25 protein-coding genes and 1 pseudogene are annotated in these 23,065 nt (G+C 51.9%); 9 read left to right on the forward strand and 17 right to left on the reverse strand.

What is annotated here, in order from left to right:
• Positions 1–6: 6 nt before the first annotated feature.
• Positions 7–891, forward strand: a complete 885-nt coding sequence (locus tag KGP25_RS10580; protein WP_223540552.1) for a LysR family transcriptional regulator — start codon at positions 7–9, stop codon at positions 889–891.
• A gap of 65 nt (positions 892–956) precedes the next feature.
• Here KGP25_RS10580 and KGP25_RS10585 read toward each other — a convergent pair whose 3' ends face one another.
• Positions 957–1,193, reverse strand: a complete 237-nt coding sequence (locus KGP25_RS10585) for a tautomerase family protein (RefSeq protein WP_032674674.1) — start codon at positions 1,191–1,193, stop codon at positions 957–959.
• Between the two features lie 61 nt (positions 1,194–1,254).
• Between KGP25_RS10585 and KGP25_RS10590 the strand changes: the two genes are divergently transcribed.
• A complete protein-coding gene (locus tag KGP25_RS10590; RefSeq protein ID WP_223540393.1) occupies positions 1,255–1,758 on the forward strand; it encodes a helix-turn-helix domain-containing protein in 504 nt (167 codons plus the stop codon).
• A 398-nt stretch (positions 1,759–2,156) separates the two neighbouring features.
• Positions 2,157–2,612: a hypothetical protein gene (locus KGP25_RS10600; RefSeq protein WP_223540394.1), complete on the forward strand. Its 456-nt coding sequence runs from the start codon at positions 2,157–2,159 to the stop codon at positions 2,610–2,612.
• A 43-nt stretch (positions 2,613–2,655) separates the two neighbouring features.
• Here the strand turns inward: KGP25_RS10600 and KGP25_RS10605 are convergent.
• Both KGP25_RS10605 and KGP25_RS10610 read right to left on the reverse strand, forming a co-directional pair.
• Positions 2,656–2,976: pseudogene (locus KGP25_RS10605) on the reverse strand (hypothetical protein).
• Between the two features lie 220 nt (positions 2,977–3,196).
• Entirely contained in the window at positions 3,197–3,628 is a 432-nt protein-coding gene (locus tag KGP25_RS10610; protein WP_111966777.1) for a VOC family protein, read from the reverse strand.
• Between the two features lie 133 nt (positions 3,629–3,761).
• Here KGP25_RS10610 and KGP25_RS10615 point away from each other — a divergent pair, with 133 nt between their 5' ends.
• Complete coding sequence (locus KGP25_RS10615; protein WP_216356879.1) at positions 3,762–4,322, forward strand: TetR/AcrR family transcriptional regulator; 561 nt, start codon at positions 3,762–3,764, stop codon at positions 4,320–4,322.
• Between the two features lie 54 nt (positions 4,323–4,376).
• Here the strand turns inward: KGP25_RS10615 and asd are convergent, their stop codons facing one another.
• The 3 genes from asd to KGP25_RS10630 all read right to left on the reverse strand — a co-directional run bounded on the left by asd (position 4,377) and on the right by KGP25_RS10630 (position 6,542).
• Positions 4,377–5,495: an aspartate-semialdehyde dehydrogenase gene (asd, locus tag KGP25_RS10620; RefSeq protein WP_216356878.1), complete on the reverse strand. Its 1,119-nt coding sequence runs from the start codon at positions 5,493–5,495 to the stop codon at positions 4,377–4,379.
• A 305-nt stretch (positions 5,496–5,800) separates the two neighbouring features.
• Positions 5,801–6,118, reverse strand: coding sequence for a YebG family protein (locus tag KGP25_RS10625; RefSeq protein WP_024909116.1), 318 nt, complete (start codon positions 6,116–6,118; stop codon positions 5,801–5,803).
• 70 nt (positions 6,119–6,188) lie between these two features.
• Positions 6,189–6,542 carry a helix-turn-helix domain-containing protein gene (locus KGP25_RS10630; protein WP_196346236.1) on the reverse strand — a complete coding sequence of 118 codons (354 nt, stop codon included), beginning with the start codon at positions 6,540–6,542 and terminating at the stop codon, positions 6,189–6,191.
• Between the two features lie 337 nt (positions 6,543–6,879).
• Between KGP25_RS10630 and KGP25_RS10635 the strand changes: the two genes are divergently transcribed.
• Together KGP25_RS10635 and oqxB are read left to right on the forward strand one after the other, a co-directional pair.
• Entirely contained in the window at positions 6,880–8,055 is a 1,176-nt protein-coding gene (locus KGP25_RS10635; protein ID WP_223540395.1) for an efflux RND transporter periplasmic adaptor subunit, read from the forward strand.
• Positions 8,056–8,079: 24 nt separating this feature from the next.
• Entirely contained in the window at positions 8,080–11,235 is a 3,156-nt protein-coding gene (gene oqxB / locus KGP25_RS10640; RefSeq protein WP_021241210.1) for a multidrug efflux RND transporter permease subunit OqxB, read from the forward strand.
• A gap of 67 nt (positions 11,236–11,302) precedes the next feature.
• On the opposite strand, the gene KGP25_RS10645 is transcribed toward oqxB, so the two are convergent.
• The 3 genes from KGP25_RS10645 to KGP25_RS10655 all read right to left on the reverse strand — a co-directional run bounded on the left by KGP25_RS10645 (position 11,303) and on the right by KGP25_RS10655 (position 13,985).
• Positions 11,303–11,782: an Rrf2 family transcriptional regulator gene (locus KGP25_RS10645; RefSeq protein ID WP_025760257.1), complete on the reverse strand. Its 480-nt coding sequence runs from the start codon at positions 11,780–11,782 to the stop codon at positions 11,303–11,305.
• Positions 11,783–11,919: 137 nt separating this feature from the next.
• Positions 11,920–13,308 carry an ATP-binding protein gene (locus tag KGP25_RS10650; protein ID WP_223540396.1) on the reverse strand — a complete coding sequence of 463 codons (1,389 nt, stop codon included), beginning with the start codon at positions 13,306–13,308 and terminating at the stop codon, positions 11,920–11,922.
• Positions 13,308–13,985 carry a response regulator transcription factor gene (locus tag KGP25_RS10655; protein WP_025911426.1) on the reverse strand — a complete coding sequence of 226 codons (678 nt, stop codon included), beginning with the start codon at positions 13,983–13,985 and terminating at the stop codon, positions 13,308–13,310. Before KGP25_RS10655 ends, KGP25_RS10650 begins: the two co-directional genes overlap by 1 nt.
• Before the next feature lie 203 nt (positions 13,986–14,188).
• Here KGP25_RS10655 and KGP25_RS10660 point away from each other — a divergent pair, with 203 nt between their 5' ends.
• Positions 14,189–15,025, forward strand: a complete 837-nt coding sequence (locus KGP25_RS10660) for a MipA/OmpV family protein (RefSeq protein ID WP_223540397.1) — start codon at positions 14,189–14,191, stop codon at positions 15,023–15,025.
• A 107-nt stretch (positions 15,026–15,132) separates the two neighbouring features.
• Here KGP25_RS10660 and KGP25_RS10665 read toward each other — a convergent pair whose 3' ends face one another.
• The gene (locus KGP25_RS10665; RefSeq protein WP_223540398.1) at positions 15,133–15,681 is read right to left on the reverse strand and encodes a hypothetical protein; all 549 of its coding nucleotides are present in this window, start codon (positions 15,679–15,681) and stop codon (positions 15,133–15,135) included.
• 401 nt (positions 15,682–16,082) lie between these two features.
• On the opposite strand from KGP25_RS10665, the gene KGP25_RS10670 reads away from it, so the two are divergent.
• A complete protein-coding gene (locus KGP25_RS10670) occupies positions 16,083–16,490 on the forward strand; it encodes a hypothetical protein (protein ID WP_223540399.1) in 408 nt (135 codons plus the stop codon).
• Between the two features lie 183 nt (positions 16,491–16,673).
• On the opposite strand, the gene KGP25_RS10675 is transcribed toward KGP25_RS10670, so the two are convergent.
• From KGP25_RS10675 to KGP25_RS10690, 4 genes are all read right to left on the reverse strand, one after another.
• Positions 16,674–17,057: an Insecticidal toxin complex protein tccz gene (locus tag KGP25_RS10675; protein WP_069719327.1), complete on the reverse strand. Its 384-nt coding sequence runs from the start codon at positions 17,055–17,057 to the stop codon at positions 16,674–16,676.
• Between the two features lie 178 nt (positions 17,058–17,235).
• Positions 17,236–17,637 (reverse strand): hypothetical protein, encoded by a 402-nt coding sequence (locus tag KGP25_RS10680; protein WP_126534436.1) that lies wholly within the window; start codon positions 17,635–17,637, stop codon positions 17,236–17,238.
• A gap of 236 nt (positions 17,638–17,873) precedes the next feature.
• On the reverse strand, positions 17,874–18,353 hold the full coding sequence (locus KGP25_RS10685) for a hypothetical protein (protein WP_126534437.1): 480 nt from the start codon (positions 18,351–18,353) through the stop codon (positions 17,874–17,876).
• 227 nt (positions 18,354–18,580) lie between these two features.
• Positions 18,581–18,982 (reverse strand): cell envelope integrity TolA C-terminal domain-containing protein, encoded by a 402-nt coding sequence (locus tag KGP25_RS10690; protein ID WP_223540400.1) that lies wholly within the window; start codon positions 18,980–18,982, stop codon positions 18,581–18,583.
• Between the two features lie 298 nt (positions 18,983–19,280).
• On the opposite strand from KGP25_RS10690, the gene KGP25_RS10695 reads away from it, so the two are divergent.
• A complete protein-coding gene (locus KGP25_RS10695) occupies positions 19,281–21,002 on the forward strand; it encodes a SulP family inorganic anion transporter (protein ID WP_223540401.1) in 1,722 nt (573 codons plus the stop codon).
• A 134-nt stretch (positions 21,003–21,136) separates the two neighbouring features.
• On the opposite strand, the gene KGP25_RS10700 is transcribed toward KGP25_RS10695, so the two are convergent.
• The 3 genes from KGP25_RS10700 to dmsD all read right to left on the reverse strand — a co-directional run bounded on the left by KGP25_RS10700 (position 21,137) and on the right by dmsD (position 22,947).
• A complete protein-coding gene (locus KGP25_RS10700) occupies positions 21,137–21,361 on the reverse strand; it encodes a hypothetical protein (protein WP_223540402.1) in 225 nt (74 codons plus the stop codon).
• A gap of 248 nt (positions 21,362–21,609) precedes the next feature.
• Positions 21,610–22,179: a hypothetical protein gene (locus tag KGP25_RS10705; RefSeq protein WP_348984751.1), complete on the reverse strand. Its 570-nt coding sequence runs from the start codon at positions 22,177–22,179 to the stop codon at positions 21,610–21,612.
• A 153-nt stretch (positions 22,180–22,332) separates the two neighbouring features.
• Positions 22,333–22,947 carry a Tat proofreading chaperone DmsD gene (dmsD, locus tag KGP25_RS10710; protein WP_223540404.1) on the reverse strand — a complete coding sequence of 205 codons (615 nt, stop codon included), beginning with the start codon at positions 22,945–22,947 and terminating at the stop codon, positions 22,333–22,335.
• Between the last annotated feature and the right edge of the window lie 118 nt (positions 22,948–23,065).

Here is a 23,065-nt window from a genome sequence, read left to right on the forward strand (position 1 = left end):
GGGATGATGGCGAAACGTGAAAACTATAATGAGCTGTACCTGTTCATGCAGGTGGTACGGGAGGGGAGCTTCACGGCGGCTGCGCAGCGGCTTGGACTGGCGCAATCCGGGATCAGCCGCTCGGTCCGCGAGCTGGAAGAGCGATTGGGCGTTCAACTTCTGGTCCGCACCACGCGCAAGCTCTCGCTCACCCATGCCGGGGAACAGCTTTATCAGACCGCCGAGTCTGCATTCGATACGCTCGATACGGGTCTGGCGACCCTGGCACACTATCGTCAGACGCCGTCCGGCACGGTGCGTATTAATGCCAGCCAGCACGCTATCGATAAATGTCTTCTGCCAAAGCTCGCCATTTTTAAACAGCGTTACCCGGACATCAGGCTGGAACTGATGAATGAAAGCCGCTTCGTCGACATTATCGCCGAGCGGTTCGATGCGGGTGTCAGACTGGGGCCGGAAGTGGGGCAGGGAATGATTGCCGTGCGTATCACGCCTGATATGGAAATGGCCGCAGTGGCTGCCCCGGAACACTTCAGACGCTACGGTTTTCCCCTGACGCCTGCGGATTTAGTGGCGCATCCGTGCATTGCCTACCAGTTTGCCGACGGTAGTGACTATCAGTGGGAACTGGTGCAGGACGGGAAAAAAATCACCCATCGGCCAGAGGGGCAATGGGCGCTGTCTGACAGCTACATGGAAGCCGAGGCCGCCCGGCTGGGGCTTGGGCTGGCCTATGTCCCGGTGGAGCTGGTGGCTGACGATCTGGAGCGTGGAACGCTTATCCGGGTGTTGCAGCGCTATAGCCTGCGCATGGACGGGCTGTATCTCTATTATCCGCACCGCAACGTGTCGCCTGCCCTGAGGGCTGTGATCGATACGCTGAAAATTTAGGGCTGCATAACATCACGAGAGCGGACATTCAAACTGCTCGCCGGTGAGCTATGACTAAAAATAAATCAGGACCGCTGTGGTGAGGCAAATTTTGCAGCAATCATTTCAGATGTGGGCTGTATTCCCCCAAGACTCCACTGTTCCGGTTCATGCTCGTCAATACGGATCCATACTGAACGCCGGAATTCAGGATCGCCGTTTCCCTCAATTTCAACAATAAGGTCAGTCATACGACGTAGCAGTTCTTTTTTTTGCTCCGAATTCATAATTCCTTTAATGGTTTGCACATTTACGAAGGGCATTGTATTCTCCTTAAATAACTGAGTCTTTAAATCATACTCAGGTTACGAGGCAAACGAAGAGATGTCAAAAAATAAATCATTACCGTACTTATTACCTGAGCTTTGTGGGTTAGCGGCGGCCGCTGAGCTTCTTGGCGATCAATGGGTTTTGTTGATTCTGAGAGAGGCGTTTTATGGGGTAACACGCTTTGAAACAATACGTGATCATACAAAAATCACCAGGCAGACGCTGGCGAACCGGTTAAAAAAAATGACTGAACTCGGCCTGCTTTGCAAAATCCCTTATCAGGAAGAAGGGGCGCGTGAACGGTATGAGTATGTTCTCACCGCCAAAAGCCGCAGCCTTGCGCCGATTCTTTTCTCTTTGATGGAGTGGGGTCATAAAAACATACTGCACGACGCACCGCATATTGCGTTAACAGACAAAGAAAGTGGAGAAGTGGTGAATTGCGCCTATGTTACCGCCGACGGTAAGTTCGTTGACCCTAAAAACGTTCGGTTAACGTTTCACGACAGCCAATACTTAGCCGCCATGCCCCAGGCGCCTGACCATACTGACGCTTAAAGCTGCGGTTGAAGGACTGCCGGGAGTCAAAGCCCAGCGAGAGCGGTGATTGATACCCTTAAAATTTAGGGCAGCGTTGTCATTCTGGAAGGCGCATCGCAAACCGCAAAGTAACCTTATGAAATTCAGCGTTATGTCTTTTCCTCTACGGGGCGCGGTCGTAAAGTGCCTGCGTTGCGGCACATCCGCAACCGGGCGTAGGAACCCGCATATACAGAGCGATATTTATATGTCGCGACAGCGCCGATCTCGTTAAAATTGCGGTGGCGCTGACGGAGCAGCCGCAAGGCTGGCCGTTTTCTCTGTGGGCGGTATTCCTACCTCTGTCAGCGCTACCCCCTCGAGCGTAGGAACTCATCGGGTGGTTCACCCAATTTATACACTGAGGATGCCTTACGATGGCGACTATCCCAACCCTGACTTACCTTCCATCTGACGAAAACGTCATTCTGCAACTTTTCTCCCGGCCGCTTCCGGCCGATGCCGATCTCTTTGACGTCGCCGACAACTGCGCCGCGCTGGTGAGCGTGCTGGTCGAAACCGATGATGTCGCGAGCCGTACTGCGCTGTGCGAGCGTCTCCTTCAGGCTCTGCGCAGGCTGCGTGAACTCTGTGATGTCGATCTTCCGCCATACCTGATTGAACAGTTGATCATGGGTGAGAAAATCAACTCCTGCGTGCCCGACTGCTGGCAGGACACCTTAACGCAGGTGGACTATGTTCTGGCGCTGACGCAAGCCGTTATGGGGGGAACGCTACCCGCTCAGGTAGCGAAAGAGCTGACGGGCCTGCTGCACGATATGGTGTGGCTGCTGGCTGAGTTTGTGAAGGAGCCGCGCATTACTGCGCATTAAGGGGCTGGCGTGGAGGGGCTGCAGCGCCCCTTTGAAGCCGTGATTAACGCGATCGGTTCCCGGTATCCAGAAGCGACGTACCGTAGGAGTTGTCGATAGTACAAAGCCAGCGACCGTCGCTTTCCAGCCGAAAAACATAGGTCGCGCGGCGCGACATTTGCGTTATTCCACCCTGACCATCAGGAAAACGCAGAACGGTTTCCATGATAACGAGGGCATTGTCACCGCCTTCGATCACCTGCTATTCCATCAGGGCGTCATAGTTTTTGGTGGTGATGGCGTGGTCACAGGATTCGATGATCTGGCGTAGCGGATGTGGGGTCGTGCGCGTTTCCTCGTTGTAGTGGGTAACGCGTATTAACATAACAGTCTGGTGTGTTTGTATAGCTACCAGGTTTTATGGCGGGGTGTTGTGGGAAAGTTGAGGGGGGAGATAACGTTAGGTCTGCTGTGAACGAACAGCGGACATCATTTCCGATGGTTGATAACGCAAAGCAGCCTGCTGTAACTTCCACCAGGCTGCGTTGAACAACGGCGCCAATAAGCTGGTTGCGCCAGTATTATCATAAAACCCAGACGATATGTCAGACAGGCTTATCGTCACAGTGGCTGGTATAGAAACTCACGCCATTGCCATCAGGGTCCTGCATTGAGAAGTAATAATGTCCATACAGCGAACCTTCTGCAATTTCCAAAGGGGAATACCCTTTTTCAATCAATCCGGTTCGATAAGTCTCAAGATCTGATTTGGAATGACCCGCGATCATCAGATCAATTTTTTCGGAAATAAAATCAGAGCGCTGGCCGACACGGCTGTCGTGAAGCGTATCGGTCATTGGATCGTCTTTTGCCGCTAACAATAAATGTGTGCCGCCGCGTAGTTCGATGATTGCCATTCCGGGAAATTTGTCGAATCCGCGAAGACCTAACCCCTGATAAAAATCGTAACTCGACTCAATATTTTTCACTTTCATGACAAAGTGTGCGATGGCTGCAGATGGGAAACACTCTTCCATTTCATTGCCTTATATGTGTTTAGTGGTGGAAAGTTACAGGAGCGATCTTGTCGTACCAGGATCGCAGTGCTAATCTGACTGGCCAGTCGAAAACATTATGCGACTGATCAGTCGAAAAAGACAAGGGGAAGTTGTGACACGTAAAAAAGAGATCGACAGAGAGCACGTTTTAGATGCTGCTGAAAGCATCATCCTTGAGTCTGGAGGGCGGATATTTACGCTGGATGCCGTCGCGGAGCGTGCTGGCATCAGTAAAGGCGGCCTTGTGTATACCTTTTCATCAAAGGATGGCCTGATATACGCCGTGCTTGAGCGCGAAGTGACGCGTTTCCAGCAGGCAGTCAGCCAGCGTCTTAAAGATACCGCCGCAGGACCACGAGAATTAATTCTTGCGCACATCGAGGAAGCGCTGGAGGAGGAGGATGCTGTAACACAGATGGCGGCGTTTCTTATCACGGCTCTCGTGCATGCGCCAGGTATGCTGGAACCCGTTCGCAACCTGTATCGCTCACTCCTCGAACCACTACGCGAGGCTGGAGAGGAGACGGCCGATGTCAGGCACGCGTTTCTCGCTGTAGAAGGCATATTCCTGCTACGCGGACTGGGGCTCGCTGATATCCCGGCAGACGAAATAAAATCGGTATTGCGTCACGCGCGTGAAATGATTTTGGCGGCGTTGGCACGAACCCGCTGAGACAATACAATAAAAGCACCTGTTCAGTAGATGCTTTTATTCAGAAAATATGTCTTAGATTTTGCCCAGCAGAATATTCAACATGCGGCGCAAGGGCTCCGCCGCGCCCCACAATAGCTGATCGCCAACCGTCAGAACCGAATATATTGGATCGTTGTTGAGTGACATTTTCTTGTAACGGCCAATACCAACCTGAAGCGAACCGCTGATATAAGCCGGGGTCAATTTACTGACGCTTTCAACTTTGTTATTGGGCACATAGTTAACCCAGGGATGAGAATGCGTCACTAACGCTGCGAATTCTTCTTCGCTGACGTCACGCCTGAGTTTCAGGGTGATTGCGGCGCTGTGGCAGCGTATCACGCCAACACGAATACACAATCCATTTACCGGGATCGCACCAGGAGACAAACCAAGAATTTTGTTTGTTTCGGCTTCACCTTTCCACTCTTCACGGCTATTCCCATCCCCCAAATCGCTGTCAATCCACGGTATAATGCTGCCCATTAAAGGTGCGCCGAAATTCTGTATCGGCATGTCAGCGCTGTTAATTAACATACTGACTTTATTGACTAAAGGCAGCACTGAACCTGATGATGCCAGTTCATCAGAGGACAAATGCTTACTGATCCAGGCACTTTGAACAATTAATTCCCTGACATATTGCGCCCCCGCACCTGATGCAGACTGATAGGTCATAACGCTCATCCATTCGATCAGGTCAGCCTTAATCAACCCTGCCAGCCCCATGAGACTCAGCGTGATGGAACAGTTGCCACCGACAAAAAGTTTAATTCCCTCTTTAACGGCACGATCAATAGTCGGGCGATTGACGGGGTCGAGAATAATGCAGGCTTTCTCATCCATCCGTAGCGCTGAGGCCGCGTCAATCCAGTAGCCTTGCCAGCCACGATTAATCAAAGCAGGATAGATTGCTTTTGTGTAATCACCGCCCTGACAGGTAATGATGATATCCATTTCGGCCAGATCACTGATGGAATTAGCATCTTTGAGTGTGTAGCTGACGCCGCCAATGACTGGACCGGCGGCCCCGGGGCTTGAAGTACTGTAAAAATGCGCTGAGATATCGTCGAAGTCGTTCTCTTCGACCATTCTCTGTAATAAAACAGAACCGACCATTCCTCGCCAACCAACAATACCAACCTGCTTCATTTGTTTAGCCTTATCAACGTTACAAGAATGTTAATTTCAGCAGCAGGTTATATCTCATCCCAGGATGAAGATCACTACGGACTGCAGCTAATTCCTTCATTATTAAAATGTTTCATAAGACATCAGCGATATTTATACCTGATAAAACCATCAGTTTAAAAACGATCGCAGGCATGACGTGCAATGACTGTCATTGAAGAATGAAAGAGCAATTATTAAGTAGGGAATCTCTGGCAAAGGGGGAGCCCGGAATTGGCTGCCGGGCCTGGTGAAGAGTTCAAAATGAGTGATGATTGTTCTGGCAATCAGGCCGCTTTCACAGCCCTGATTTTTTTTGCGTCAGCCGCGTCGGATTCTGTTTTATCCGCTACAGCTGGAGCAGTGAGATCGGGAAGCTTGCTGGTACGCAGAATATGCTGCACGGTCTCTTTCTGCTCGGCGAGATACAGGCCAAGATTTTCAGCCTGCGTTTCATCCATCTGCATTCCGCTTTGCAACAGCCAGTCGGTGAACGCGTCGGCCATATCGAGCAGCTTGTCGTGAGCGTCAGCCTCTTTCTTACTGGCAAATGTCATTTTCTCTTCACCTTTTCTTACGACAACAAATTTTGTTTCAACAGCCATCGTGCACCTCGCTATACTGTATTTATATACAGTATAGCAGCAACAGATCGATGTTGCAGCAAAATATGCATTACTGGCGAAGCTGCTGTGTTTCCGGGCCACCCATACTGCGTCGCCATGCCCCAGGCGCCTGACCATACTGACGCTTGAAGCTGCGGTTGAAGGATTGCTGGGAGTCAAAGCCCAGCGCGATCGCCACGTTCAGAATCGGTTCATCGCTGCGGGATAACCGCTCAACCGATTTTTGCAGCTTTTGCGCGCGAATATACCCGGCGAGGGGATAGCCCGTATGCTCTTTGAACAGGCGCTGGAGGTGCCATTTCGAGTAGCCGGAACGCCTGGCGACGGTCTCAATGTCCAGTCGGCTGTCCAGGTTGTTGTCGATCCAGTCGAGTAAATCATGCATAAATGCGCCAGTGTTCATCTGGTTACCCCCACGCAGCGGATGAAAAAGTATCTTTGTCTGTTGCATTTAAAGGTGGCGCGTTTTTGCAGTAATTGCAAGTTTTATTGTTGCATTTAAATCCCTGACCGAAACGGGTCTTTTCACATCCACTCAAATAGCACATAAAGTGCAACAATTATTCTTGCACTTAGTTAAGCGCCTTCCTACAATCGCCGCGAATAGTGTATTCGCAACTGTTACAGTTTTGTGGCGATGAACGACACAAATGGCCTTAAGACAGCCCCCGGACAAAGGAAGTGGCGCGGTGCCTCCTGCTGCGTCTTGCCCGGTGGCGACAATTATCGGAATAAAAATAATGAGCCTGCAAAAAACCTGGGGTAATTCTCATCTGAGCGCGCTGGGGGCAATGTTGCTCTCCGTGCTGCTCGTCGGATGCGATAACAGCGTCGCGCAAAATGCCGCGCCACCTGCGCCTGCCGTGAGTGCCGCTGACGTGGTGGTGAAATCGATTAGCCAGTGGGATAGCTTTAACGGCCGGATTGAAGCGGTGGAGAGCGTTCAGCTGCGCCCGCGCGTGTCCGGCTACATTGACAAGGTGAATTACACCGACGGCCAGGAAGTGAAGAAGGGCGAGGTGCTGTTCACCATTGATGATCGTACCTATCGCACCGCGCTGGAACAGGCGCAGGCGAACCTGGCGAGAGCCAAAACGCAGGCCAGCCTCGCGCAAAGTGAGGCTAACCGTACCGATAAGCTGATCAATACCCATCTGGTCTCACGGGAAGAGTGGGAGCAGCGACGTTCGGCTGCCGTTCAGGCGCAGGCCGACATTCGCGCCGCGCAGGCGGCGGTTGACGCAGCCCAGCTCAACCTGGACTTCACCAAAGTGACCGCGCCTATCGATGGTCGCGCCAGCCGGGCGCTGATCACCAGCGGGAACCTGGTGACTGCGGGCGACACTGCCAGCGTCCTCACCACGCTGGTCTCGCAGAAGACGGTGTACGTCTACTTTGACGTGGACGAGTCAACCTATCTTCACTATCAAAACCTGGCCCGCAGCGGGCAGGGGGCGTCCAGCAATCACACGGCGCTGCCGGTTGAGATTGGCCTGACGGGCGAGGAGGGCTATCCCCACCAGGGCAAAGTGGATTTCCTGGATAACCAGCTCACGCCGAGCACCGGGACCATCCGCATGCGCGCGCTGCTGGATAACTCACAGCGTCAGTTCACGCCGGGACTGTTTGCCCGCGTACGCCTGCCGGGCAGCGCGGAGTTCAAAGCCACGCTTATCGACGACAAGGCGGTGCTGACCGATCAGGATCGTAAATACGTCTATATCGTGGATAAAGAGGGGAAAGCGCAGCGTCGCGACATTACGCCGGGACGTCTGGCAGACGGTTTACGCATTGTGCGGCAGGGGCTGAACCCTGGCGACAAAGTCATCGTCGAGGGTTTACAGAAAGTGTTTATGCCGGGTATGCCGGTTAACGCCAAAACCGTTGCCATGACCGCCACCAGCGCCCTCAACTGATCCCTTGACCTGAGAATCCAACCCATGGACTTTTCCCGCTTTTTCATCGACAGGCCGATCTTTGCTGCCGTCCTGTCGATTCTGATTTTTATCACAGGGTTAATCGCCATCCCGCTGCTGCCGGTGAGCGAATACCCTGACGTCGTGCCGCCAAGCGTGCAGGTGCGCGCGGAGTACCCGGGCGCCAACCCGAAAGTGATTGCCGAGACCGTGGCGACGCCGCTGGAAGAGGCGATCAACGGCGTTGAGAACATGATGTACATGAAATCCGTCGCGGGTTCGGACGGCGTGCTGGTGACTACCGTGACCTTCCGTCCGGGAACTGACCCCGATCAGGCGCAGGTTCAGGTGCAGAACCGCGTCGCGCAGGCCGAGGCGCGTCTGCCGGAGGACGTGCGGCGTCTGGGCATTACCACCCAGAAACAGTCCCCGACGCTGACGCTGGTGGTGCATCTGTTTTCGCCCAACGGTAAGTACGACTCGCTGTATATGCGCAACTACGCCACGCTGAAGGTGAAAGATGAGCTGGCGCGCCTGCCCGGCGTCGGCCAGATCCAGATTTTCGGCTCCGGCGAATACGCGATGCGCGTCTGGCTGGACCCAAATAAAGTGGCGGCGCGCGGGCTGACCGCCTCGGACGTGGTCACGGCGATGCAGGAGCAAAACGTACAGGTCTCCGCCGGTCAGCTTGGCGCCGAGCCGCTGCCGAAAGAGAGTGATTTCCTCATCTCCATTAACGCCCAGGGCCGCCTGCATACCGAAGAAGAGTTTGGCAATATTGTCCTGAAAACAACGCAGGATGGTACGGTCGTCCGCCTGCGCGACGTGGCGCGGATTGAAATGGGCTCCGGGAGCTATGCGCTGCGTTCCCAGCTGAACAATAAAGACGCGGTCGGGATTGGTATCTTCCAGTCGCCGGGGGCGAACGCCATCGATCTGTCTAACGCGGTGCGCGCGAAAATGGACGAACTGTCCACGCGCTTCCCGGCAGACATGAAGTGGGCGGCACCTTACGATCCGACGGTCTTCGTGCGTGATTCGATCCGTGCGGTGGTACAGACGCTGCTGGAAGCCGTGGTGCTGGTCGTGCTGGTGGTCATTCTGTTCCTGCAAACCTGGCGCGCGTCGATCATTCCGTTGATCGCGGTGCCGGTGTCGGTGGTGGGTACTTTCAGCATTCTCTACCTGCTGGGCTTCTCGCTGAATACCCTCAGCCTGTTCGGGCTGGTGCTGGCCATCGGTATCGTGGTGGACGACGCCATCGTGGTGGTGGAAAACGTCGAGCGAAATATCGAAGAGGGGCTTGCGCCGCTTGCGGCTGCGCACCAGGCGATGCGTGAAGTGTCCGGGCCGATTATCGCGATTGCGCTGGTACTGTGCGCGGTGTTTGTGCCGATGGCGTTTCTGTCGGGCGTTACCGGCCAGTTCTACAAGCAGTTTGCGGTGACGATCGCGATATCTACGGTGATTTCAGCGATTAACTCGCTGACGCTCTCTCCGGCGCTGGCGGCACTGCTGTTAAAGCCGCACGGCGCGCCGAAAGATTTCCCGACCCGGCTTATCGATCGTCTGTTCGGCTGGATTTTCCGTCCGTTTAACCGCTTTTTCCTCCGTAGCTCAAACGGCTATCAGGGGCTGGTGGGCAAAACGCTGGGACGACGCGGCGCGGTATTCGTGGTTTATCTGCTGCTGCTTTGTGCCGCAGGCGTCATGTTTAAAGCGGTGCCCGGCGGGTTTATTCCGACGCAGGACAAGCTTTACCTGATCGGCGGTGTGAAAATGCCGGAAGGCTCTTCGCTGGCCCGCACCGATGCGGTGATCCGCAAAATGAGCGAAATCGGGATGAATACCGAAGGCGTGGACTATGCGGTCGCGTTTCCGGGGCTGAATGCGCTGCAGTTCACCAATACGCCGAATACCGGGACGGTCTTCTTCGGCCTGAAGCCGTTCGACCAGCGTAAACATTCCGCGGCGGAAATTAATGCGGAGATTAACGCGAAAATCGCGCAAATCCAGCAGGGCTTTGGCTTCTCCATCCTGCCGCCGCCGATTTTAGGGCTGGGTCAGGGGTCGGGCTATTCCCTGTACATCCAGGACCGCGGTGGTCTGGGCTATGGCGCGCTGCAAAATGCGGTGAACACCATGTCCGGTGCGATTATGCAGACGCCGGGGATGCATTTCCCGATCTCAACCTACCAGGCTAACGTGCCACAGCTGGACGTGCAGGTTGACCGCGATAAGGCGAAAGCGCAGGGCGTGTCGCTGACCGATCTCTTCGGGACGCTGCAAACCTATCTGGGCTCGTCGTACGTCAATGACTTCAACCAGTTCGGACGTACCTGGCGCGTGATGGCGCAGGCCGACGGGCAGTTCCGCGACAGCGTGGAAGATATTGCGAATCTGCGCACCCGTAACAGCCAGGGCGAAATGGTACCGATTGGCAGTATGGTAAACATCACGACCACCTACGGGCCGGATCCGGTGATCCGCTACAACGGCTACCCGGCGGCGGACCTGATTGGCGATGCCGACCCGCGCGTGCTCTCATCTGCGCAGGCGATGACGCAGCTGGACGCGATGTCTAAACAGATCCTGCCGAACGGGATGAACATTGAATGGACGGATCTGAGCTTCCAGCAAGCCACCCAGGGCAACACGGCGCTGATCGTCTTCCCGGTCGCGGTGCTGCTGGCATTCCTGGTCCTGGCGGCGCTGTATGAAAGCTGGACGCTGCCGCTGGCGGTGATCCTCATCGTGCCGATGACCATGCTCTCCGCGCTGTTTGGCGTCTGGCTGACCGGGGGCGATAACAACGTCTTCGTGCAGGTGGGGCTGGTGGTGCTGATGGGGCTGGCCTGTAAAAACGCCATTCTTATCGTGGAGTTTGCCCGCGAGCTGGAAATTCAGGGTAAAGGCATCATGGAGGCCGCGCTGGAGGCGTGCCGCCTGCGTTTACGCCCTATTGTGATGACCTCCATCGCCTTTATTGCCGGGACCATTCCGCTGATCCTCGGCCACGGCGCGGGCGCAGAAGTACGTGGCGTCACCGGGATCACGGTATTCTCCGGTATGCTGGGGGTGACGCTGTTTGGTCTGTTCCTGACGCCGGTGTTCTACGTGACGCTGCGTAAGTTCGTCACGCGTGGGAAGAAAGAGGAAAGGGACGTGCTGCCCGCTTAAGGACGTTGCTGATAATAAAAAACCGCCTTCACAGTGAAGGCGGTTTTTTTTCGCATCAGGTAAAACGTTACGATGTTTTTTGATACTGGGCGATGAGGTCGGGGAGCGGATCCCAGCCGCTGCTGTCGGCGTTTTTCACCGCTTCCAGGGCACTTGCTACGGTATGGCGGGCCAGTACCGCTAACGACGCCTGCTCGGCCTCTTCGGAAATTGATTTAAAGTACCAGCATGCGTTAGCGCTGACCACGCAGCGGGCCGGTACGTCAGGGCGCGACGCCCACAGCTTTTTATCTTCGATGACCGACAGGTAGATGTCGCGCAGGGTGATCTCTTCCGGCGGGCGACCAAGATGAATGGAGCCGTTACGGCCAAGCGTTGAGACGATAATGCCGTCTCGCGTCAGCGGAACCATCAATTTGCGGATGAAGCTCGGGTTCGCTTCCAGGCCATAGGCCAGAATCGCACTCGTTGAACGTTCACCCAATTGCTCCGCCATCGCTACGCTGAGAACCATCTGCAAAGCTGTCGGGAAGCGGTAATCTAACATTTCTCTGTCCTGGGTTGCGGTGAATCTTGTTCTTTTTGGCACCGCAGAGGTGAATAAGCAATAAACAACAATATAACAAATACGGTAATTATTTTGAAGCAATCTGCGGCATTTGCGATCAAACCCCCTGTTCTGCTTTAGCTAAACGTGCGGTTCGGGAAGTCAACCGTGACCAGAAGGCCACCTTCTGCAGATGAACCCAGATTTACGCTGCTGTTGTGTTGCTGCGCCACCGCTTTGACGATGGCAAGCCCCAGCCCGCTGCCGCTTTGCACCTGATTGGGATCGCGGAAAAAGCGGTCGAACACGCGCTCCTGCAGCTCGACCGGAATACCGGGGCCCGCATCGGAGACGCGAAGCTGAACGACGCGATCGCCTGCACACACGTCGACCTGAATCCGCCCGCCCTCGGGGCTGTACTTCACGGCATTCTCAATGAGATTATCAATCAGCGACACCAGGCGTTCCCTGACGCCTGAGATCCACACTTCATCCTCCGCAAAGAATTCCAGCTCGATCCTCCGCGCAGACGCTAAGGGCTCCAGCTCGGCCATGCGCGCCTGGATGAGCGTCGTCAGCGGCACGGGCTCCATGGCCGTATCAATACGCGCTTCGCTGTGCATCATCAGCAGCAGCTGGTTGACGAGACGCGCGGCGCGGCTGTTGCTGCGGATCACGCCGGCAAGCAGCTCCTGCTGGCTTTCGCTGATGACCCAGGACTGCAGCGCCTCCACGTTGATGCGCATCGCCGCGAGGGGCGTACGCAGCTCGTGCGCGGCATCCGCGATGAAAACCCGCTCCCTTTCCGCGCTTTCACGCACCCTGGCAAGAAAGTCATTGATCGCGTCCACCATCTGGCGAAGCTCTCTGTGCTTCGGTACGGCTTTTAACGGGGAGAGATCGTCCGGCGTGCGTAACGTAATCTCATTGACCACCTTATTCCAGGGACGCATCGCAATGCGTATTGACAGCCACGCGGGAAACAGCAGAAAAGGGAAGCAGACCAGCAGCGGCAGGATGTAGTACCCGCGTGAGTTCAGGTAAATAAAGAAGTTCCAGCCGCTGGCCGGGGTGAAAAGGGTAACCTCCACGTCGGAGTGCGGAGATTTGAGGGTGCGGCTGGTCCAGGTACGATCTCCACGCTGAACATGCTCCAGTTCGCCGAACCGGGTATTTGTTATCCCTGCGGGCGCACCGTCGGAGGCAAAAATAACGGTATTATTTTTGCGAACGATGAGGTTAATCGACAGCACGGGATCTTCCCCTCCGCCGTAACCTTCACGCAGCGCCTTGCTGAAGGCCTCCAGCACGGCGGTACGATCCTGCGGGCGTCCGTCCATACGCTCAGCCAGGGTAAAAACGGTTTCGTACGTTTTACTGCCCGTGAGGATAGGGGGGCTGCGCAGGTCCTCCCAAAGAATGAAAGTTACAAAAAGACACCACAGCAGGGTAAGCAGCAGCATCTGGGCGATGATAATTCGCCGTACCAGCGTCGGACGCCTCAGGTGATACCAGACGTTTTGCATTAACCGGTCACCTTTTGTATTGAGACGGTATCAATAACGTACCCGACGCCCCGGACCGTTCGCACATAGCCATCGCCGATTTTTCGCCGTAAATTTCCCATATGCACGTCGAGCGCGTTGCTGAGGTTCTCTTTGTTGCCGAATATCCTTTCTTCCAGAAACCGCCGGGTCAGCACGCGGTCCGCGCGCAGCATCAACGTTTCCAGCAGCGCGTATTCACTGGCCGTTAAATCGATATGCCGCGCACTCACCGTCACGCGGCGCGTCGGAACATGAAGGGATAGCCCGCGAATTTCTATCGCCTCATTTTCAAAACCGTAGCTGCGCCGTGCAAGGGCTCGCACTCTCGCCAGCAGCTCGGCGAGAATAAAGGGTTTGACGAGATAGTCGTCCGCGCCGGCATCCAGCCCGCACAGGCGATCCTGCAGCGTCCCTCGCGCCGTCAGGATGATGACGGGGATCCCCTTGAGTTGCTGACGCAAACGCGTCATCAGGCTCATGCCATCGCCGTCGGGCAACCCCAGGTCGAGCAAAATAAGTTCCGGCACGCAGACGTCAAGCTGATGCAGCGCATCCTCTTTACGGCGAACCCATATGACGTCAAATCCTTGATCTGATAGGGCGATACGTACGCCATTGCCGAGATCCAGGTCGTCTTCGATAAGTAGAATTTTCACATTGGTAACGGTATCAACCGTGAATGAAGAATAACTTAAGAAAAAAACGGTAGCAGGAAATCTGTCCGGATGACAGCACCTGGCCGCGCTTCAGTGTTTCTTCATTTTCGGCTCATAAGAACCTTAGGGTCACTCTTCAAAATGGGCGTTCCGGCGTTTAACCGCCTGCATCGTCATCATTTGAATCCATAAGGACTTCCTTAATGAGAAATATTGAACTGCGTCATACGTTCCCTCATTTACTTTCGGACCGCTGCCTGAAAACCCTCGTGCCGGGCGTCGTTCTGGCGTTACTGGCTACGCCTGTACTGGCGGAAGAACAGCGTCAGGGTAACGTCTTAACCCTGGGGGGCGGCGTGGATGTGGGGCCGCGCTACTCGGGTTCAGATAAAACCCGCGTCTCAGCGGCTCAGGTAGTGGATTATTCCATGGCAAATGGCTTCTTTATCGGCACCACGCGAGGGATCGGTTACGGTAACAACGTTGGCAACCTGGATTACAGCGCAGCGCTGAGCTATCGAGTTGGCCGTAAAGATAAAGACGTGAGCAGCGATTCGATCAGCTCCGGTAGCGACGAGCTGCGAGGGATGGGAGAGATTAAAGGCTCGGCAATCATCGTGCCCGGGCTGGGGTACAGGGTGGCCGACTGGCTGAATCTGCAGCTGCAGGCTGAGGTTCCGGTGTCTGAGAGAGACAACGGAGAGGCGGTGCATTTCGGCTTGAGCAGCCCGCTCTATACTTCACCAACAAATGCGGTGACGCTGGCGCTGACCGGCAGTTGGGGATCCGACAAGTATATGCAGACGTATTACGGGGTCAACGCCGTCCAGTCGGCCGCATCGGGCTTTGCCCGACATGACGCCGGGGCCGGGGTTTATGCCTGGTCGATGAACCTTGACTGGACCCACAAGCTCACCTCTCGCTGGAGCGTGCTTGCCTCTGCGGGCGTGACGCAACTGACGGGGGAAGCGGGTGATAGTCCCATTGTGCAACGCAAAACGTCGCCTACGGGGAGTTTGAAGGTGACGTACAGTTTTTAATAGTGGGTTACGGCGGCTGGTGGTCTTGAGCCGTATATAAGCCGCTCCGGTTTAGATGGCGGGGCGGAACCTCTTGCTGACAGTTACAGCACATGTGGTTGACGGATTTATCTAAAGCTCCATTGGGCTGTGATGACAAACACGGAAGGGATGATAATACCCACATCCATGCCAAAATAAGACGTAAAATTATACTGGAATCCGTGATATATGTAGGGAGAAAATCCTATCCCGGTTACTTTTTTAAAATCATGGTATGAACCATGATCACCACAATCATCGAATGTATCAAAGAAAAATTCGCCTACATATCCATAGATTCCCTTAAAAACCCAACCGTTATTCCACCCAGCCCAGTCTCTTCTTACGCCGGCAGCCAGACATCTGTCATTAAAGCTGTTTTTCATTGTGCCTAGCACAACACTATATTTCGATGTGTCCGAAAATTTCCTCTCCACGGATATAAACTTGTTTTCAAAGTTCTCCGTGTATTGTCCGTGATTATTTGTCAGATGATAAACGTATGAGCCCGTGTTTATAGAATACAAATTTATTTCATCTGCAGAGCAATTCCATGTAACCAGACAAAAACTTCCGCACCACAGCCATGCGGGGTATCTCTTACGGGCTGTCTGCTTATGTGGAATATTATCCATATCCGCTCACTTTGGCTAACGTACTGAATTTATAAGAACTAATTTTTGGCCTGCAGCTGTACAAATTTTAGCATACATACGGAAAGTTGAGATCTTGCGTCACGGGAACGGGACAATGTTCGCTTTCGGTGCAGACAACGCGGACCTTGTCAGACAGTTCCATGCGAGTCATCTCAATTCAGTACACGGCTGGCACAGTCCCCCTCTGGTTCGATGCGGACGATCTGACTGAGCTTAAGGTTCGCAGTGAGCGAAAAACGGTCCTTTAATCCATTCTGTATCAGATGCAGGACTAACACTAGCATGTGATAATCTACCGGGGTAGGTCATCGCATCTGGTCAGGTAGTGGCGATGTGATTCTACGGTGTAAGAAATGAACAAAGATATTTGGTGTTAAAAAATGACGAAAATGGACGATGACTTTTTAGAATATGATCTGGACTGGTTTTTATCCAGCCAGGAAGGGTACTTAGCGCATTTTGCAACAGCAGGTCAGGGGCCGATTCCTGAAAGGATCAAGTCATCTGTCGAGGACTATAATTTTATTCTTGATTATATTTACTCATTGGAACCCTTGTCAGAGGTCTATGTGATAGAAGGCAATCTGCCTGCTTTTTCAAATGAAAATCAACGTTCTTGCTATCTGCGCTCATTTGTTGAGATGTCAAGTAAAGGATTGTTCAGCTACAACTATGAACAAGGTGGGTATAAATTAATTTCGCAACCAAAAACACCATTGAAATATGAAACATTGCCAAATGAAGTGAAAGGTGTGATTTATGTTGCAGATAGAGAAATTGACTTATAGATATGATATGCTGATGCGGCATGCGCTCAATTTTTTGACACGCAATAGCCATAGAAAGATCCGATCGTGTCACGGCGCGGATCGACTCGAAGATCGATATCCGCTCTGAGCGAAGAGCGGAAATTGTATTTATGAATGACTTTTACATTGCCAAATAAATTATTATTTGCCGCTTTTTTCTGGTTAATCACGAACACCATCATAATCATTAAGTATTTGCATTAATATTATTCTTGGTATGTCTTTTGTGGATATTCTGAAACTGGTGCTCAGGCGCGAGGCAATCATGGCGGAAGTAATTTTATTATCATCGTAGGTGACGGTCATATGCTTTCCGATATTCTGTCGGGTCATGTCCGACAACCTTTTGCCACATTCATCGGAGAATCTAAAGACTAAATTCTCCGCTCCTGTCTCATCCTTCTCTACATAATCAATTGACTTTACACATCCAGAGTCAAACGAAGTTTTCTCATTACCGACCGAAAAAACAAAACTCCCTTTTGCTGCAGTCGATGTCAATGGCACAAGCACCACGAGTAACAACACCCCAAACTTGATTTGCATCTTCTTCTCCTTTTATGTGTTGACCTGATCCCCATAAATTAACATATCTCAACGTTATCAACGTCTGCTTTTGGCTTGCAACGGACCGCCTGAAGCGCCGCGAAATATGCTATGAGGGCCGGCTAAAAGTAACAAATGCGATGGCCGAAAAATAAGCTCATCAGCATGTATGGTGGATTTAACCAAAAACATGCATAGTTTCCAATTGCTCTTTTTTTATTGCATTACAAGAGGATAAAAAATTATCTTTAAAATCTGATGGGGGAGTTTTTAGTTGCTGCACTGCCGCTTTATTTACTTCTAACTCCCGTAATTGTGCGATTGTGCTTCTACGAATCGAGGAAAGAAAAAAGTCCCCTGCATTTTCTTTATGAATTTCCAAATAATTAGTTAGTATTTGAGAAGATACTTGAATTGCTTTTTCCTCAGAAAAACCCAAAGTAAAGCGAGAGTAGATAACATTGTATTGGTATAGACATGCTGCTTCAGCCATTTGTTTAGCTTGCTCCCCAGGGGAGGATTGATTTGCCCACGATTGGGAAGTGACGAGCAATATAAGCAGTAACAATTGTTTTTTCATGTGTAGAGTCCCTACCATTATGAATGCAATATTTAAAACTTTGAAGCCTGGCATTGACAACAACCGCTGACCTGCTCCCCGTTGACCAACTAAGACTCTTGTTCTTAATGTCCGCCCCTGGCACAAAACTGACATTGCAGAAATAGTAGGTCAGTTTGGATCGAGGAGCGGAAGTTTGCAATCGCTCTCATAGCTGGTGTCAGCGGCACTCATGTCAGCCCAGGAAATGTTGTCAGTTACTCTATCCAGGGGACAGGTTCACCAATATAGGTGTGTGTGCAGCAGCGGCAAGTTACTTTCACGTCCTTTCCCGAAATTGAAGGATTTACCTGTTGAAGAATTCCATTCTCATCAACAAACAGACCCGGATAAAAACTACTTTCACCAATGCAGACTAAATCTCTTCGCTGATGCTCATGTCGTGCGACTAACCAGAATACAGGCTCGGTAGTATCAAGACGCCCACATACTTCACTGAATATTTCATCCCATGGTTTGCCATTGTGTTTGATCAGGAAATAAAACAAGGGTGTGTAATCTCGGCCACGCTTCTGTCTGCCATGCATTGTCCCGCGCTTTGCCATTAGCTCATTTCCGACTTTTTTACCGTTGCGTTCCCAGCGATACTCAGCACCAGGATTATTAGATTGGTGTCGTGTAGTGGTGTTGACGCTGCGATACAGCTTACGGGACTTATTCTGTTGATGAGTACGCATAGCTCGATCTCGTGCATCCTTTCTTTTGTGGGGCGGTAGCGCCTGCCGGAGCTAGATTCAGTAGTGTGTGGCTGTATTAAAAACAACCATGCTTACAGACAGTCGCATTATGCTGAAATACCGTCCTACTGAAACTACCCAAAAATCCGCTCATGACAAAGAGAACATGGCCTGAAGCAGCATGGCGGAGTTTAGCAAAGCGCGCCATTCAAGACATAATCTTGAAGCTAACCGCGCATGTCGAAGCCTGATTTTTGAAAATCTCTATAAACTTCCGGATTGCTGAAGGCCGGGAATTTGGCTTTATGGGCGGCTGATTTTATCGCTTCGCAATAGGCGCTATTGCCGTTACTGGTTGAGATGCTTAAAGGTGTGCCATCCTGAGCAAATTCAATATGCAACCTGCATTGTTTCCCTTTCCAGTGTTGCGGCTCTTCAATTTCGGCGTTTATTGCCGCCCTGATTGCCCGCGCCTGCGCGCCCCATTCATCCTGATCGTCCCAGCGTCCTGAACCGCAATTACCCGTTGCCGTGGTCTTATGGCAGCCGGAAGGGTGTAGCGGCGCGCATCCGGCGGCCAGGTTCACCACTATAGCCACCACAGCGATTTTCTTTACTGCTTGAGACATTCCCATCTCTTACCCCGCAATCCATTTTAGCTTCAGTAATGTTTAAATATTCTTCCGCACTTCCTGGCCTCTTTTCAACTACCAATAACGGGTTACAACGTCGGCGACCATGCTACCGGTTCCATCTCCGACTAACCGTTCGTTTTTGAACTATGTTTAACACCAGTCAGAATAATAAAATGATTAAGTATTTACAGGACCTGAGCGGCGGGGCCTCCCTCCGGAGCATTTGAAAGCCAGAACCTCACTTAAAAGTGTGGCAACATTTCGTGGGTAATATTCATGTCCGGAGAATAACGTGTTCGGAAAGCTATTGTTGAACTACATGCCAGGGCTACAAAATTTGTTGGCCTACGATAAAAGCTGGCTAAAACATGATGTTAAAGCGGGATTATCCGTTGCGGCTGTCGCGCTCCCTGTTGCGATTGCTTACGCTGAGCTGGCGGGTGTGGGGGCAATTGTAGGGCTCTATTCCTGCGTTTTACCAATGATAGCTTACGCACTGTTCGGCTCTTCTCGCCAGCTTATTGTGGGCCCTGATGCCACAACCTGTGCGGTGATTGCGGCCGTCGTATTTCCGCTTTCTGCAGGTAATCCCGAACTGCACTGGCAACTGACGATCATCATGACATTGATGATGGGCGGGTGGTGCCTCCTTGCCAGTAAATTTCGCCTGGGCGCGCTTGCCGATCTGCTTTCTCATCCCATTCTTACCGGTTTACTTAATGGCGTAGCCGTGACGATTATCGTCGGGCAATTAGGCAAGGTATTGGGGATCAAGCTTGATGAGGCGCAGGTTATTGAAAAAATAATCGCCTTGCCAGGTCGACTTTCAGATAGCCATTTATTAACCGTAGGAATATCCCTTTTTACGTTAATTATTTTAATGGTGATCAAAACGTATCGCAGCCAGTGGCCAGCACCTTTAATCGCCATTGTAATAACAACGGCACTGGTATGGGTGACCTCTGCGCAACAGTACGGTATTGCCACGATAGGGGGAGATGGCTTCCAGCCTGGTTTACCGGTCGTTCACTGGGGGGTGTTCCAGCCGGGGCCGATGCGTGATTTGGTGATCCCGGCGCTGAACCTGGCGTTGGTCAGTTTTGTCAGTCTGATGCTGACCGCCCGCAGTTTTGCCGCGAAAAATGGCTACGAAATTAATGCGGATGCAGAGTTCCGTGCGCTGGGTATTGCGAACATTATGTCGGGGTTATCTCAGGGGTTTGCTATCAGTGGCGCCGATTCCCGGACCGCGGTGAATGATTCGGTTGGGGGGAAAAGCCAGCTGGTTTCCGTGGTCGCCGCCTTGATCATCGGTATTGTCGTGGTGTTTTTCACACAGCCATTACAATACATTCCGGTATCTGCGTTAGGTATTGTTCTAATGTATGCATCGTGGTCATTGATTGATTTACGTGGACTATGGAACCTGAGACGCAGAAATAAACAGGCATTTCGCCTGGCCTTCTTCACGTTTGGCTGTGTTTTAATTATCGGCGTTATCCAGGGGATTGGCCTTGCGGTGTTGCTTGGGTTGTTACAATTCCTTCGTACAGTATTTCGTCCCTCTGAGCACCTGCTGGGCACTGACGAAGATGGAATGATTCATTCGTTAGGGAATACCACCGATATTAAAATGGTCCCGGGCGTGCTGATGTATCGATTTAACTCACCGTTGACCTATTTTAATGTGGCTTATTTTAAACGTCGGGTATTGAACCTGGTTGATGGGGCAGCCATACAACCTAAATGGGTGGTCATTGATGCCGTTGCCTGCTTCACCTATTCAGACATCAGCGTCCTGGCAACCATTAATGAGTTAAAGCGTGACCTGAAAGGCCGACAGATTAAATTAATCCTTGCGGGCAGGAAAACGGAATTAACACGCTGGTTTAAAGACAGTCGGCCAACAATGAATGATGATGACATGATTCTGGCGCCAGACCTCTACCTGGCACTTCGGTTCATTCAAAGTAAAGAGAGTGCGAGTGAGGGGGAATCAGTCGGTGATACATAACCAAATACTGGTTAAAGGCTTGTAACGCATGCTATTGGCAGACAGGGAACCCTCACACTTTCTACCACCGAGGCGCAACTACAGTTGGCCTGGACAGTGAGATGTTCCTTGCCTGTCTTACCTTCTTCTGCCATCTATCTCAGTAAAAACTGAATCAGCTGAACAAAGATATACACTGCCGCCGCCACTCGTATTGCCTGCCAACCCCATCTGAGATAGCGCCATTCATAGCGTTCTCTGGCATTAGCCTCTGCTATAGCGGAGTCATAACGCTTTTTTTTCTTTCTCCTGCCTATGTCTATTACCCACAGGATGAGAATAAAGATAATGATGGTTTTCAGAAATATGGGATTATCCACTAAAAATGACTCCGGCTTGCTCGCTGAAAAAGCAGAATAGATGAACAGTCGTCACGTATCCACCACTAAATGTGGGGGTCTGAATGAAATTTACCCTGATTCGATTTTGAGATGACCCTGCCCATAGTCGGTTTCTCCGCTGTGAATGCGCAATCTGTGGTGCGACGTATCAGGCTGACGGCTATAAGCAAGGAGCGGACATTGAGCGCCATTCATATTCACCGGAACAAAAATAGATAGGGTAGTGCCTACAAATAAATAAACTCATAATTCACAATATAACTTCCAATATTATTCACACGAGCCGTTACCCATACCCCAGTCATTCCCTGCTTACGGTGGCTGTGCAGATATTCTTTGTTTGTACAAAGCTGAATCCATCTGTTGGTGTTCTGATCTTTTAACCAGAGACCCGCTTCACAATGGCCATGCTTACCTCTCGAAGGCCCCGGAAAGACAACCTCATATTCAGATTCATAGCCAATTATTTTGTCCGGGAAGAGATAGACATAAATATCATAACAATTTAAGCTCAATACAAACCCAAGGCAAAAGCCGCATAAGAAAGTATTGGCAAAGTATTTTAAAGTTTGGTTAAAGGCGTGCACAAAAAAAGAACGTATAACCAAAAGCGCGCCAATCACGACTCCAACAGAAATATACGTGGTCAATTCAGGAATCGATTTTTGCAAAATGGTATAATTGGAGATGCTTGTTGTCCATGACATATACCAGATCCATGCACCTAAAATGGTAAATGTTATGGCTGTTATAAGTAGCCTTTTAAACTTATTTTCGGAAGGGTGTTTTCCAGTCATTTTTTATTTTGTATGTATCAACAGATAGCATCATTTTTTTAGGAAAGGCCATTATATATCATCAATCTTAACATGACTCATGTTTCGATATGAATTTTTAAACGCTATCTTCTGAGTGCAGCTTGCCCGCTACCCGCGAGCAAGCCACACCCCTTAGCGATACAGCGTCTTTTCCGCAACCGGAATAAGGAGCCCGGATCGCCATTCCGCGAGCGTCAGCTGCGCAAGCTTACCCAGCGCGGTATAAAACGGATGCCCGGCGTTGTCGACAAACACGGACAGGAAGCGGGTGCTCCACGGCAGCAGGTGCCACGCCAGAAGTTGAGCGTACTCCGCATCGCGGCCATTCTCGGCCAGCCATGCCGCCAGCAGCAGCAACGTCCCGAAGTGATCTTCCGGTTCATTCTGCTGCATTTCAAATGCGATAGCGTTCTCCCGCATCCACTGGCGCAGCGCGAGGGTCGAGTCGCCGAACAGTACGGATTCGCGATCAAGCCAGACGGAGCCCCACGGTGGCGCGGGTAGGGTGTAAGGGCCAACAAACAGCCGTTGCCAGGCGTCCTTCAGCGGCTCATCGGCAGACGCGGCAAAGGTGTCAGCTACAGGCTGCAGCGTTTCCGGGGGCAGGGGCCAGTCCTGAACCCAATCCCCTGCAGTGAGGGCCTGCACCAGCGGCGCGGCCTGCTCGCTGTCTGGCGCGAAATAAAACAGCGCGCCCAGCACCCGGGCGCTGAATGCGAACGATTCACGATGTGAGACATCTTTCATTACATCTTCCTTGTTCGCGCGGAGGGTGTCCGCGCGACTGTGTTAACCGATAATACAAACCATAGAATAAACCACGACCACGCCATTCACCCGCTACACCTTCTCGATCTGCACCAGA

It is taken from the genome of Enterobacter sp. JBIWA003 (genome assembly GCF_019968825.1).
GTDB classification, from domain to species: domain Bacteria; phylum Pseudomonadota; class Gammaproteobacteria; order Enterobacterales; family Enterobacteriaceae; genus Enterobacter; species Enterobacter quasiroggenkampii.